Origin of the sequence: Streptomyces sp. BE303 (genome assembly GCF_036290945.1) — a bacterium.
Classification (GTDB): Bacteria; Actinomycetota; Actinomycetes; order Streptomycetales; family Streptomycetaceae; genus Kitasatospora.
Genome location: NZ_JAQYWZ010000947.1, coordinates 45,633 through 58,737, shown reverse-complemented (window position 1 = coordinate 58,737; position 13,105 = coordinate 45,633). Strand labels below are relative to the sequence as shown.

Below are 13,105 nucleotides of genomic sequence, written 5' to 3'. Positions count from 1 at the left end.
GCGGCGCCGAGCCCGGATGCCTGCTCGACCGGCCCGTCCGGCCCGTCCGGCGAAACCGAACGGCCCGTGGGGACGGGCGTCCCCACGGGCCGATCAGCGCTGTCCGGACATCCCTCCGGCGGGTATCGTGCGGCGCCCCTGTACGGCGCCCGGGGCACTGCGGTGCCGTCGACGGCGAGAACCTCAGACGGCGGCGAAAGCGCCCTCGATGATGTCCAGGCCCTCGTTCAGCAGGTGCTCCGGCATGACCAGCGGCGGCAGGAAACGCAGCACGTTGCCGTAGGTGCCGGCGGTCAGCACCACCAGGCCCTCCGCGTGGCACGCCTTGGCGACGGCCGCGGTGACCTCGGCGTTCGCCTCCTTGGTGCCCGGCTTCACCAGCTCGACCGCGACCATCGCGCCGCGTCCGCGGACCTCGCCGATGACGTCGAACTTCTCCTGCATCGCCCGCAGGCGGCCCAGCATGATCTCGCCGATCCGCTGCGCCTTGCCGTTGAGGTCCTGCTCCTTCATGGTCTCGATGGCGCCCAGCGCGGCGGCGCAGGCCACCGGGTTGCCGCCGTAGGTGCCGCCCAGGCCACCCGCGTGCGCGGCGTCCATGATCTCGGCGCGACCGGTCACCGCGGCCAGCGGCAGACCGCCGGCGATGCCCTTCGCGGTGGTGATCAGGTCCGGGACGATGCCCTCGTCGTCACACGCGAACCACTGGCCGGTGCGGCAGAAGCCGGTCTGGATCTCGTCCGCGACGAAGACGATGCCGTTGTCCTTGGCGAACTCCACGATCGCCGGCAGGAAACCCTTGGCCGGCTCGATGAAGCCGCCCTCGCCCTGGATCGGCTCGATGATGATCGCGGCGACGTTCTCGGCACCGATCTGCTTGGTGATGATCTCGATCGCCTGCGCGGCCGCCTCGGCGGCGCAGTTCTCGGCACCGGTCAGCCAGCGGTACGGGTAGGCCACCGGCACCCGGTAGATTTCCGGGGCGAACGGGCCGAAGCCCTGCTTGTACGGCATGTTCTTCGCCGTCAGACCCATGGTCAGGTTGGTGCGGCCGTGGTAACCGTGGTCGAACACCACGACGGCGGTGCGCTTGGTGTACGCGCGGGCGATCTTCACCGCGTTCTCGACGGCCTCGGCACCCGAGTTGAACAGCGCGGTGCGCTTGTCGTGGTCGCCCGGGGTCAGCTCGTTGAGCTGCTCGGCCACGGCGACGTAGCCCTCGTACGGGGTCACCATGAAACAGGTGTGCGTGAAGGCGGCCAGCTGCTCGGACGCCTTGGCCACCACGGCCTCGGCGCTGTTGCCGACGTTGGTCACGGCGATACCGGAGCCGAAGTCGATCAGCGAGTTGCCGTCCACGTCCTCCAGCACGCCACCGTTGGCACGGGACACGTACACCGGCAGGGTGGTGCCGACGCCGGCCGCCACCGCACCCAGCTTGCGGGCCTGCAGCTCCTGCGACTTCGGACCGGGGATCGCGGTGACCAGGCGGCGCTCCTGCGGGAGCGGCGTTGCGGCGCTCATGGGTTTCTCCAGACTTCTCGGCTCGGTGCTTCGCAGGCTACGGCGGGCCTCCCCGGCCGGGCATGCGCCACTCGGTAGCACTGCGCCGTCCGACTTGTCCGGCGCGGCCAGCGCGGGCGACGCGACTACCGGCGGCCCGCACTCCACTACATTGAGCGCGGGCGTGTCGCCGGGGCGGCGGCATGGGTATGGCGGCACCGACGGCGGTCGGGCCGGCGGGCGAGGGAGCGGGGCCGTACATGGGACCGGACGGGGCACAGAACCACGGCGAGCGGACCACCGCCACCCCCTTCACCCCCATGCCCCGCCCACGGCCCCCGGCCCAGCTCCCCTTCGACCTCCCCACCTGGGTCGCCGCCCCCCGCCCCGAAGCCGCCCCGGGCATCTTCCGCCAGGGGCACCGGCAGCTCGACCCCGAACGGGCGGAAGCCGCCAAGGTGCCGACCTGGCCCCTCCTCCTCCGCGCGGGGCTGAACGCGGTGGTCGGGTGGTTGGCCTTCATCTACGGGACCCAGCTGGCTCTGCATCTGATCGTTCTGACGGTGTGGGTGGACCATCCGTCGGGGACTGCAGTGACCGCCGTGGGGCTTTCGGTGAACGTCCTCGTACTTGCCGCCGTGATCAAGGTCTTCGGCCGGATGGGCAGGTGGCCCGAGGTGTGGCGGCGGTATGCGATGCCGCTGCTGTCGCGGACGGTGACGGAGGCGGAGCCCGTCACCGAGGAGGAGGCGGCCGAGGCGGTACGGCAGCGGGACCCCTGGGTGGTGCTGCGGCACGGCGGGGCGGCAGCTGCGGCCGCACGGCTGGACGGCGAGGCGGTCGGGGACGTCGACTACGTGCGGATCCAGCGGGCCTGGGAGTCGGCGCAGGCGGATCCGGCGTTCCTTCCGGCTTTCGTCGACCAGGTGGCGGCCCGCGGTGCGGCGGCGTTCGCGCATCCCTCCGAGGCGCGGGAGCTGCCCGGCCGGGTGGAGCGGCACGATCTGCTGGTGGGCCAGGTGCGGCTGGGCACCGCTCAGGACGTGCCGAAGAACCCGCAGGCCCACCGGGCGGCGGGCTTCGCGCTGGATCCGGCGCTGCTGGGCACGTCACTGCTGGCGGTGGGTCCGGCAGGGACGGGGAAGACGGCCCGGCTGGCCCGGCCGGTGGCCGAAGCGCTCTGTCTGCAGGCGCTGGCCGGCACGGCGTGCGCGGTGGTGATCGGGTCGGCGGACGCGGATCTCGGGCCGGACGCCTGGTACGACGTGGTGATCGCCCCGGGCGAGGCGGGCTCCCGGTACGGGCTCGATCTGTACGGCGCGGCTCAGGATCCGGACGAGGCGGCGGCCCGGCTCGCCGAGGCGCTGTTGCCGGACGAGCTGACCGCGCGTGCGGAGTCGGCCCGGACGGCGCTGCAGCAGATGGTGGGGCCGTTCCACGCCGCGTTCGGCCGGTACCCGGGCGTGCGTGAGCTGCGGGCGCTGCTCGCGGGTGAGCCGGAGGCGTTGGAGGCCCTGGTGAAGGGCTTGAGGGCGGCCGGCCGGCTGACCTCGTACGAGCGGGACCTTCAGCAGCGGGAGCGTCAGCACGGCCGGGCGGACGATCCGGGGGCGCTGCTGGCGGACCGGTTGGCGCTGCTGGACCGGCCGGCCTTCGAGGGGGCGTTCGCGACGGACGGTTCCGGCCGTCCGCCGTTCGCGATGCGGGTGCTGGACCACCCGCTGCGGGTGCTGGTGCGACTGCCCGAGCGCAGTCATCCGGAGGCGGCGCGGATGTTGTCGCGTCTGCTGGTGGGGCAGTTCGTGCAGGCCGCCGGGGTGCGCCAGGACCGTTCGCTGTTCGCCGGCCTGGTGGTGGACGACGCCTCGTCGGCGCTGGACGCCGGGGTCGTGCGCGGGCTGCAGCGGTTGCGCGGGGCGAACGCCGGGGTCGTGCTGCTGCTGCGGACGCTGGTCGATCTGCCGGAGGCGTTGCGGGCGCCGCTGTTCGGGGCCGTGGGATGCCGGGTGGCGTTCCCGGGCATCGCGCCGTGGGACGGCCGGCTGTTCTCCGAGGCCTGGGGCACGCACGTGGTCCGGGAGACGGCGGTGACGCTCGCCCCGGACACCTCGGGCGGTGCGGTTCGGCGGGCCGGGCGGTTGGGGCGGAAGGCGCTGTCGGGGACGACGGCGCAGACCGAGTCGGTGACGACGCGGGAAGTGGAGCGGTTGCGGTGGTCGCCGTCGGATCTGGCGCACGCGCTGCCGGCGGGGCACGCGGTGGTGTCGCTGACGGCGGTGTCGGGGGAGCAGGTGCCACCGCTGCTGGTGGATCTGCGGGGTTGAAGTGGGGATGAAGCTCGCCTTCGAGGAGGATTCGGCAGTGCGGCTTGTCCGGGGCGTCCATAATGAGAGGAGGGAGTTCCCGAGAACCCTCAGCCCTCTTCTCGCCCGGCCGCAACGGCGCGGTCGGGTCGTTCCCCCGAAGGTGCCATGCCCCCCACACTTGCCTCCGTCGTTCGCAACACCTCGCTCCATCTGACGGTCCTCGCCGGTGCGGACCACCTGGAGCGGCCGGTCCGCTGGGTGCACACCAGCGAGCTGGACGACCCGACGCCGTTCCTGGAGGGTGGCGAGCTGCTGCTCACCACCGGTATCAAGCTGGGCCGGACCGCCGCCCGGTTGCAGGCGTACGTGCACCGTCTGGCGGACGCCGGGGTGGTGGGGCTGGGGCTCGGTGTCGGGTTGTCGCACGCCGAGGTGCCGCAGCCGCTGGTGGAGGCGGCCGCGCAGCGCGGGCTGCCGCTGTTGCGGGTGCCGGAGCCGACGCCGTTCATCGCGATCAGCAAGGTGGTCTCGGCGGCGCTGGCCGCGGAGCAGTACGAGGCGGTGACCACCAGCTTCGAGGCGCAGGAGGAACTGACCCGGGCCGCGCTGGGCAAGGACGGTACGACCGCGGTGGTGCGGCGCCTGGCGGCCCGGCTGGGTGGCTGGGCGGCGCTGTACGACGGGTCGGGTGCGCTGTCGGTGGTGGCGCCGGACTGGGCGGCGCGCCGTGCGGGCCGGCTGGCGGCCGAGGTGGACCGGCTGCGGCGGCGGCCGGCGCCGTCGAGTGCGGCTCTGCAGGGGCGGTCGCCGGGGATCGACACGGCGGACGAGGACTACGTGGTGGTCCAGTCGCTGGGCGCGGACCGGCGGGCGCGCGGGTTCCTGGCGGTGGGGACCGAGGACCGGATCACGCCGACCGAGCGTTACGTGCTGAACGCGGCGGTGGCGTTGCTGACGCTGACCCTGGAGCGGTCGCGGGAGCTGCGGCAGGCCGAGGAGAAGATGGGCGCGGCGCTGCTGCGGATGGTGCTGGCCGGCGAGGTGACGACCGCCCGGCAGGTGGCGGCGGGGCTGTTCGGCGGGCTGCCGGAGGGGACGGTCCGGGTGCTGGTGGCCGGGGCCGGCCAGGGGGTGGACGCCGGGGAGGCGCTGGGCGAGCTGGGGGACCGGGCGGAGCAGGCCGGGGCGCGGGTGGCGGAGAAGCTGCTGGTGGCGCGGGAGGAGGGGGCGCACGGGTCTCGGCTGATGGTGCTGGCGCTGGACAACGGCGCGGTGCACCGGGCGTGCCTGGGCACGGTGGAGGAGCACGAGGGCCTGTCGCTGGGCGTCTCGGCGCCGGCCGCGCTGGAGGACGCGGGGACGGCGCACGCGCAGGCGGAGCGGGCGCTGGCGGTGGCGTTGCGGGGTGGGCGGCGTTCGGTGGACCACGAGGAGGTCGGCGCGGGGTCGCTGCTGCCGCTGCTCGGGGAGGACGCCGTGACGGCTTTCGCGGAGGGCCTGTTGCGGCCGTTGCGCGATCACGACCGGACGGCGCGCGGTGACCTGGTGGCCTCGTTGCGGGCCTGGCTGTCCCGGCACGGGCAGTGGGATGCGGCGGCGGCCGATCTCGGTGTGCACCGGCACACGCTGCGGTACCGGATGCGGCGGGTCGAGGAGCTGCTCGGGCGGTCGCTGGACGACACGGACGTCCGGATGGAGCTCTGGCTGGCGCTTCGCTCGGGCGAGGAGTAGCCGCGGCGCCGCTGGACGCGGTGGAGTGGCCGCGGGGGTGAACGCTACGCCGTGGCCAATCCGGTCGGCGCGCCCCCGCCCCTACCCTCGATTCTGGCTCCACGTCCGTGGGGCCCTGAGGATGTCGAGGGAAGGGCCGGTACCACGGTGACCACCACGTACGATTTCTGGCTGGCCGGCCGCCGGGCGAGCGGCGACGCCGACTTCGAGGTGCACAACAGCTGGGACGGCCGTCTGGTCGGCAGGGTGAGCATCCCCACCGAGGCGCAGGTCGAGGAGGCGCTGGACGCCGCCGTGGCCGCGCTGCCCGTGTTCGCCGCGACCCCCGCGCACGTGCGGTCCGCCGCGCTGGACCACGTGGCCCGGCGGCTGGCCGAGCGTACGGAGGAGATCGCCCAGCTGATCACCGCCGAGAACGGCAAGCCGATCAAGTGGGCCCGTGGTGAGGTCGGCCGCGCCGTCTCCGTCTTCCGCTGGGCCGCCGAGGAGGCCCGCCGTACCAACGGCGAGACCATGCGGCTGGACACCGACCCGGGCGGCGTGGGCCGTTTCGCGGTGGTGCGCCGCTTCCCGCGCGGTGTGGTGCTGGGCATCGCGCCGTTCAACTTCCCGCTGAACCTGGTGGCGCACAAGGTGGCCCCGGCGATCGCGGTCGGCGCGCCGATCATCCTCAAGCCGGCCCCGGCGACCCCGCTCTCCGCGATGGTGCTGGGCGAGATCCTGGCCGAGACCGACCTGCCGGCCGGTTCTTGGAGCGTTCTGCCGGTGCCGAACGACCGGATGCCGGCGCTGGTGCAGGACCCGCGTCTGCCGGTGATCTCGTTCACCGGTTCGGACACGGTCGGCTACCAGATCATGGACTCGGTGCCGCGCAAGCACACCACCCTGGAGCTGGGCGGCAACGCGGCGGCCGTGGTGCTCGCCGACTGGTCCTCCGAGGCGGACCTGGACTGGGCGGCCACCCGGATCGCGATGTTCGCGAACTACCAGGGCGGCCAGTCCTGCATCTCGGTGCAGCGGGTGATCGCCGACGCGTCCGTCTACGACGCGCTGGTGGAGAAGGTCGTCGCCAAGGTCGCGGCGCAGGTCACCGGTGACCCGAACGACGACGCGACCGACGTCGGTCCGCTGGTCGACGAGAACGCGGCCCGGCGGGTCGAGTCCTGGGTGGACGACGCGGTCGCCAAGGGGGCCAAGCTGCTCGTCGGCGGCACCCGTGAGGGCGCGACGTACGCCCCGACCGTGCTGGCGGAGATGCCGGCCGACGCGATCCTGGCCAAGGCCGAGGTGTTCGGCCCGGTCCTGTCGCTGCACCGGGTGGAGGGCACCGACGAGGCGTTCGCCGCCGTCAACGACTCGCTGTTCGGCCTGCAGGCGGGTGTGTTCACCCATGACCTGCAGACCGCCTTCCGGGCCCACCGGGAGCTGGAGGTCGGCGGTGTGATCATCGGCGACGCGCCGTCCTACCGCGCCGACCAGATGCCGTACGGGGGCGTCAAGGACTCCGGCGTCGGCCGTGAGGGCGTCAAGTACGCGATGGACGACTACACCGTCGAGAAGGTCATGGTCCTCACCGGTCTCGACCTCTGACCTGACCTGACGACCTGACCTGACGACCTGACCTGACCGACCGGACCTGACCGACCGGTCCGGTCCGGACGTGCGAGGGGCCCGACAGCCTTGTGCTGTCGGGCCCCTCGCACGTCCGGGGAGGAAGGGGTAACGGCGTGGTCAGTCGCGGCCGGCGGCGGCGGCGACGGCCTCCGCGACGGTCGCGTCGCCGGCGGTCAGTTCGAGGGTCTGCCCGGCGGTCGCCGGTTCGTGCAGCAGGGCGGCGAGGACGGCGGCGACGTCCTGCCGGTCGATCGCGCCGCGGCCGGTCGAGGGGGCGAGCCGGACCAGGCCGGTGCCCGGGCCGTCGGTGAGCCGCCCGGGGCGCAGCACCGTCCAGTCCAGCGCGGTGCGCGCCCGGACGGCGTCGTCGGCGGCGCCCTTGGCCCGCAGGTAGGTCTCGAAGACCTCGTCGTCGGGGTACGCCGCCCCGGCGTCGGCGCCCATCGAGGAGACGATCAGGTAGCGGCGGACGCCCGCGAGTTCGGCGGCGTCGGCGAGCAGGACGGCGGCGTCCCGGTCGACGGTGAGTTTGCGGTCGGCTCCGCTGCCCGGTCCGGCGCCGGCCGCGAAGACCACCGCGTCGGCGCCGGTGAGCAGGTCGGCGAGGGCGGCGGGGGTGGCGGTCTCCAGGTCGAGCAGTAGGGGTTCGGCCCCGGCGGCGGCCAGGTCCTCGGCCTGTTCGGGGCGGCGGATGATGCCGGCGGGCCGGTCGCCGTGGTCGGCGAGCAGCCGTTCGAGCCGGAGCGCGATCTGTCCGTGGCCTCCGGCGATGACGGTACGCATGGTTCCGACGGTAGCCCGGGAGTCCGTCCGGTGCCCGGGGAGCCGCCGGGGGATCCCCGGGCGGCCGGGAGCTCCGGAGCCGCGCGGGGACGGCCCGGCGTCCGGGGGAGACGGCCGGGCAGGACACAATGGGCGCATGACTTCGCTCGCCCACCCGCAGCTGCGGTTCACCCCCGAGGTGAACGACCCCTCCGGCCCCCGGGAGCTGGTGATCCTCGGTTCCACCGGTTCGATCGGTACCCAGGCCATCGACGTGGTGCGCCGTAACCCGGACCGGTTCCGGGTGGTCGCCCTGTCGGCGGCCGGCGGCCGGGTGGAACTGCTCGCCGAGCAGGCCCTGGAGCTGGGCGTGCACACCGTGGCGGTGGCCGATCCGGCGGCCGAGCCGGCGCTGCGCGAGGCCCTGGCGGCGAAGGCGGCGGGCCGTCCGCTGCCGGCCGTGCTGGCCGGTCCGGACGCGGCGACCGAGCTGGCGGGCGTGGAGTGCCACTCGGTGCTGAACGGCATCACCGGTTCGATCGGCCTGCGTCCGACGCTGGCGGCGCTGCGGGCCGGCCGGGTGCTGGTGCTGGCCAACAAGGAGTCGCTGATCGTCGGCGGTCCACTGGTGAAGGCGGTGGCCCGGCCGGGTCAGATCGTCCCGGTGGACTCCGAGCACGCCGCGCTGTTCCAGGCGCTGGCCGGCGGCACCCGGGCGGAGGTCCGCAAGCTGGTGGTGACGGCGAGCGGCGGTCCGTTCCGCAGCCGCAGCCGTGCGGAGCTGGCGGGTGTCACCCCGTCGGAGGCGCTGGCGCACCCGACCTGGGCGATGGGCCCGGTCGTCACGATCAACTCGGCCACCCTGGTGAACAAGGGCCTGGAGGTGATCGAGGCGCACCTGCTGTACGACGTGCCGTTCGACCGGATCGAGGTCGTGGTCCACCCGCAGTCGGTCGTCCACTCGATGGTGGAGTTCACGGACGGTTCCACGCTGGCCCAGGCGAGCCCGCCGGACATGCGGATGCCGATCGCGCTGGGCCTGGGCTGGCCGGACCGGGTGCCGGACGCGGCGTCGGCCTGTGACTGGACCAAGGCGGCGACCTGGGAGTTCTTCCCGCTGGACGACGAGGCCTTCCCGGCGGTGGAGCTGGCCCGCGAGGTGGGGACGCTGGGCGGGACGGCCCCGGCGGTCTTCAACGCGGCGAACGAGGAGTGTGTGGAGGCCTTCCTGGGCGGCCGTCTCGCCTTCACCGGAATCGTGGACACTGTTGCGAAGGTCGTGGCGGAGCACGGACAGTACGACGGTGGACGGCCGGCGACGGGAACTTCGCTGACGGTCGAGGACGTCCTGCACGCGGAGGACTGGGCGCGCGCCCGGGCCCGCGAGCTGGCGGCCGGCTGACGCCGGTCCCCGGACCGGACCCGGGTGACGGGGCCGACCGGGACGACCGGTACGACGACAGGATGAGCGGAGTGGCATGACGGAGGAGCAGCAGTGGCAACGGTGATGACGGTGGTCGGCATCCTGGTCTTCGCACTGGGGCTGCTGTTCTCGATCGCCTGGCACGAGCTCGGCCACCTATCCACGGCCAAGCTGTTCGGCATCCGCGTGCCGCAGTACATGGTCGGCTTCGGCCCGACGATCTGGTCGCGGCGCAGGGGCGAGACCGAGTACGGCCTCAAGGCGGTTCCGCTGGGCGGGTACATCCGGATGATCGGGATGTTCCCGCCCGGTGCGGACGGGCGGATCACCCAGCGCAGTACCTCGCCCTGGCGGACGATGATCGAGGACGCCCGGGAGGCCTCGTACGAGGAGGTCAAGGAGGGCGACGAGACGCGGCTCTTCTACACGCGCAAGCCGTGGAAGCGCGTGATCGTGATGTTCGCCGGCCCGTTCATGAACCTGATCCTGGCCTTCGGGCTCTTCCTGACGGTGATGATGGGCTTCGGCGTCCCGATGTCCGTGCCGACCATCGGCACCGTCTCGGAGTGCGTGGTGAAGGCGGGGCAGCCCACCGACACCTGCCCGGCGGACGCGCTGCCGGCGCCGGCGTTCCAGGCGGGGCTGAAGCCGGGGGACAAGGTGATCTCCTTCGACGGCAACCGGATCACCGACTACGAACAGCTCCAGGCCGACATCCGGAAGTCGGCGGACAAGCGGGTGGAGCTGGTGGTGGAGCGGGACGGCAAGGAGCTGACCCTGAACCCCACCATCGCCGTCAACGACGTGCAGAAGTACGACGCCGAGGGCCTGCCGGTCAAGGGCGAGACGGTGCGGGCCGGCTTCCTCGGCTTCACGCCGGCCTCCGGCATCGTCCGGTTGGGCTTCGGGCAGTCCCTCGACCGGATGTACGACATGGCGGAGAACGGGGTGGAGTCGCTGGCGGCGCTGCCCGGCAAGGTCCCCGGTCTCTGGCACTCGGTGGTGGACGGGACGCCGCGCGAGGTCGATTCGCCGATCGGCATGGTCGGGGCGGCGCGGGTGAGTGGTGAGGTGTTCGCGCTCGACATCCCGGGCACCCAGCGGGTCGCCTACTTCGTGAACCTGCTCGCCGGGATCAACCTGTCGCTCTTCCTCTTCAACATGCTGCCGCTGCTGCCGCTGGACGGCGGTCACATCGCGGGCGCGGTCTGGGAGTCGATCCGCCGCCGGTTCGCACAGGTGTTCCGGCGGCCCGACCCGGGTCCGTTCGACGTGGCCCGGCTGATGCCGCTGGCGTACGTCGTGGCCAGCGTGTTCATCGGGTTCACTCTGCTGGTGCTGGTCGCCGACCTGGTGAACCCGGTCAAGATCAGTTAACCCGCCGGGACCGGTGGTGCACGGGTGCCGGTCCCGGTGCCGTACCGTTGGAGCCCGGGTGTGCGATCGTCGGCGCGCCCGGGTTCGGCCGTCTTCGACCGGGCCGACCACACCTCAACCCCGGGGAACCCTGCGCACATGACCGCGATCTCGCTCGGTATTCCGTCTCTGCCGCTCAAGCCGCTCGCCAAGCGCCGTGTCTCCCGTCAGATCATGGTCGGCAACGTACCGGTCGGTGGTGACGCTCCCGTCTCGGTGCAGTCCATGACCACCACCCTGACCTCGGACATCAACGCCACGCTGCAGCAGATCGCGGAGCTGACCGCCTCCGGCTGCCAGATCGTGCGGGTCGCCGTCCCGTCGCAGGACGACGCGGACGCCCTGCCGATCATCGCCAGGAAGTCGCAGATCCCGGTGATCGCCGACATCCACTTCCAGCCGAAGTACGTCTTCGCCGCGATCGACGCCGGCTGTGCGGCGGTGCGGGTCAACCCTGGCAACATCAAGGCGTTCGACGACAAGGTCGGCGAGATCGCCAAGGCCGCCGGGGCCGCCGGCGTGCCGATCCGGATCGGCGTCAACGCCGGCTCGCTCGACAAGCGCCTGCTGGAGAAGTACGGCCGGGCCACCCCCGAGGCGCTGGTCGAGTCCGCGCTCTGGGAGTGCTCGCTCTTCGAGGAGCACGACTTCCGCGACATCAAGATCTCGGTCAAGCACAACGACCCGGTCGTGATGATCAACGCCTACCGCCAGCTCGCGGCCGCCTGCGACTACCCGCTGCACCTCGGTGTCACCGAGGCCGGCCCCGCCTTCCAGGGCACCATCAAGTCGGCGGTCGCGTTCGGTGCGCTGCTCGCCGAGGGCATCGGCGACACCATCCGGGTCTCGCTGTCCGCCCCGCCGGCCGAGGAGATCAAGGTCGGCAACCAGATCCTGGAGTCCCTCGGCCTGCGCGAGCGCGGCCTGGAGATCGTCTCCTGCCCGTCCTGCGGCCGCGCCCAGGTGGACGTCTACAAGCTCGCCGAGGAGGTCACCGCCGGCCTGGAGGGCATGGAGGTGCCGCTGCGCGTCGCCGTCATGGGCTGCGTCGTCAACGGTCCGGGCGAGGCCCGCGAGGCCGACCTCGGCGTCGCCTCCGGCAACGGCAAGGGCCAGATCTTCGTCAAGGGCGAGGTCATCAAGACCGTCCCCGAGTCGAAGATCGTGGAGACCCTGATCGAGGAGGCCCTCAAGCTCGCCGAGCAGATGCAGGCCGCGGGCGTCGAGTCCGGTGCGCCGACCGTCATCGCCGGAGAGTGACCGGCCCTGGTGCCCGGTAGTTCGCCGTTCTTCCGGAAGCGGGGCCGTCCGTGCGCGGACGGCCCCGCGGCCGTAGCCGGGTGGGGCCGGGGAGTAGGGTGCGGCCAGAGTCGTCTCAGTAAGGTGCTGTCTCGATGCTCGATCGAGGTGTGATGCTCCCCAGCTCGTTCCAGGCCGCCCGCGCCCTGGCGACCACTCGCGTACTGGAGCCGTCGGACCTCGCCGACGCTCTCGCGGTGCTCCGCCGGGACCCGGTCGCCAACGCCTTCGTCGCCACCCGGGTGGAGACGGTCGGCCTCGATCCCTGGCGCCTCGGCGGCGAGATGTGGGGCTGGTACGACGAGCGCGGCGAACTCGACGCGCTCTGCTACGCCGGCGCCAACCTCGTGCTGGTCGAAGCCGGACCGCAGGCCGTCCAGGCGTTCGCCGAGCGGGCCCGCCGTCAGGGCCGCCGCTGCTCCTCCGTCGTCGGCCCGGCCGGCCCCACCGCCGCCCTCTGGGCCCTGCTGGAGCGCAGCTGGGGCCCGGCCCGGGAGGTCCGTGCCCACCAGCCGCTGCTGGCCACGGCCGTGCCGTCCGCCGAGATCGCCCCCGACCCGCTGGTGCGGCGGGTGCGGCGGGACGAGGTCGAGACGCTGATGCCGGCCTGCGTGGCGATGTTCACGGAGGAGGTCGGCGTCTCCCCGCTGGCCGGTGACGGCGGGCTGCTCTACCAGGCCCGGGTCGGTGAACTCGTCGCCTCGGGACGCTCCTTCGCCCGCTTCGACGAGGACGGCGAGGTGGTGTTCAAGGCCGAGATCGGAGCGGTCACCGAGGGCGCCTGCCAGATCCAGGGCGTCTGGGTGGCCCCCGGGCACCGCGGTCGCGGCCACTCCGAGACGGGTATGGCGGCCGTCCTCGACATCGCCCTGCGCGAGATCGCCCCGGTCGCCTCGCTCTACGTCAACGACTACAACCTGCGGGCCCGCGCGGCCTACCGCCGGGTCGGCTTCCGCGAGGTCGGCGCGTTCATGAGCGTGCTGTTCTGACCGGCGCCGTGGCACCGGGAACCGCCCGGCGGACCGGCGTCCCCGACCCGGCCCGCGCGCGG

At 73.1% G+C, this 13,105-nt stretch carries 9 protein-coding genes; 7 read left to right on the top strand and 2 right to left on the bottom strand.

Translation table 11 applies throughout. The annotated features are described in order from the left end of the window. Positions 1-183 precede the first annotated feature (183 nt). Positions 184-1,524, bottom strand: a complete 1,341-nt coding sequence (gabT, locus tag PUR56_RS39850) for a 4-aminobutyrate--2-oxoglutarate transaminase (RefSeq protein ID WP_329877488.1) — start codon at positions 1,522-1,524, stop codon at positions 184-186. Positions 1,525-1,763: 239 nt separating this feature from the next. Between gabT and PUR56_RS39845 the strand changes: the two genes are divergently transcribed. The 3 genes from PUR56_RS39845 to PUR56_RS39835 all read left to right on the top strand — a co-directional run bounded on the left by PUR56_RS39845 (position 1,764) and on the right by PUR56_RS39835 (position 7,130). Beyond that, the gene (locus PUR56_RS39845; protein ID WP_329952556.1) at positions 1,764-3,827 is read left to right on the top strand and encodes an ATP-binding protein; all 2,064 of its coding nucleotides are present in this window, start codon (positions 1,764-1,766) and stop codon (positions 3,825-3,827) included. 147 nt (positions 3,828-3,974) lie between these two features. After that, positions 3,975-5,540: a PucR family transcriptional regulator gene (locus tag PUR56_RS39840; protein WP_329877492.1), complete on the top strand. Its 1,566-nt coding sequence runs from the start codon at positions 3,975-3,977 to the stop codon at positions 5,538-5,540. Between the two features lie 147 nt (positions 5,541-5,687). Continuing rightward, the gene (locus PUR56_RS39835; RefSeq protein ID WP_329952555.1) at positions 5,688-7,130 is read left to right on the top strand and encodes an aldehyde dehydrogenase family protein; all 1,443 of its coding nucleotides are present in this window, start codon (positions 5,688-5,690) and stop codon (positions 7,128-7,130) included. Between the two features lie 141 nt (positions 7,131-7,271). Here the strand turns inward: PUR56_RS39835 and PUR56_RS39830 are convergent, their stop codons facing one another. Then, positions 7,272-7,937, bottom strand: a complete 666-nt coding sequence (locus PUR56_RS39830; RefSeq protein ID WP_329952554.1) for an NAD(P)H-binding protein — start codon at positions 7,935-7,937, stop codon at positions 7,272-7,274. A 136-nt stretch (positions 7,938-8,073) separates the two neighbouring features. Between PUR56_RS39830 and dxr the strand changes: the two genes are divergently transcribed. From dxr to PUR56_RS39810, 4 genes are all read left to right on the top strand, one after another. Next, positions 8,074-9,318, top strand: coding sequence for a 1-deoxy-D-xylulose-5-phosphate reductoisomerase (gene dxr / locus PUR56_RS39825; protein WP_329952553.1), 1,245 nt, complete (start codon positions 8,074-8,076; stop codon positions 9,316-9,318). 93 nt (positions 9,319-9,411) lie between these two features. Next, positions 9,412-10,716, top strand: a complete 1,305-nt coding sequence (locus PUR56_RS39820; RefSeq protein WP_329952552.1) for a M50 family metallopeptidase — start codon at positions 9,412-9,414, stop codon at positions 10,714-10,716. A gap of 138 nt (positions 10,717-10,854) precedes the next feature. Beyond that, positions 10,855-12,015: a flavodoxin-dependent (E)-4-hydroxy-3-methylbut-2-enyl-diphosphate synthase gene (ispG, locus tag PUR56_RS39815; protein ID WP_329877501.1), complete on the top strand. Its 1,161-nt coding sequence runs from the start codon at positions 10,855-10,857 to the stop codon at positions 12,013-12,015. A 134-nt stretch (positions 12,016-12,149) separates the two neighbouring features. After that, positions 12,150-13,043, top strand: coding sequence for a GNAT family N-acetyltransferase (locus tag PUR56_RS39810; protein WP_329877503.1), 894 nt, complete (start codon positions 12,150-12,152; stop codon positions 13,041-13,043). Positions 13,044-13,105 lie beyond the last annotated feature (62 nt).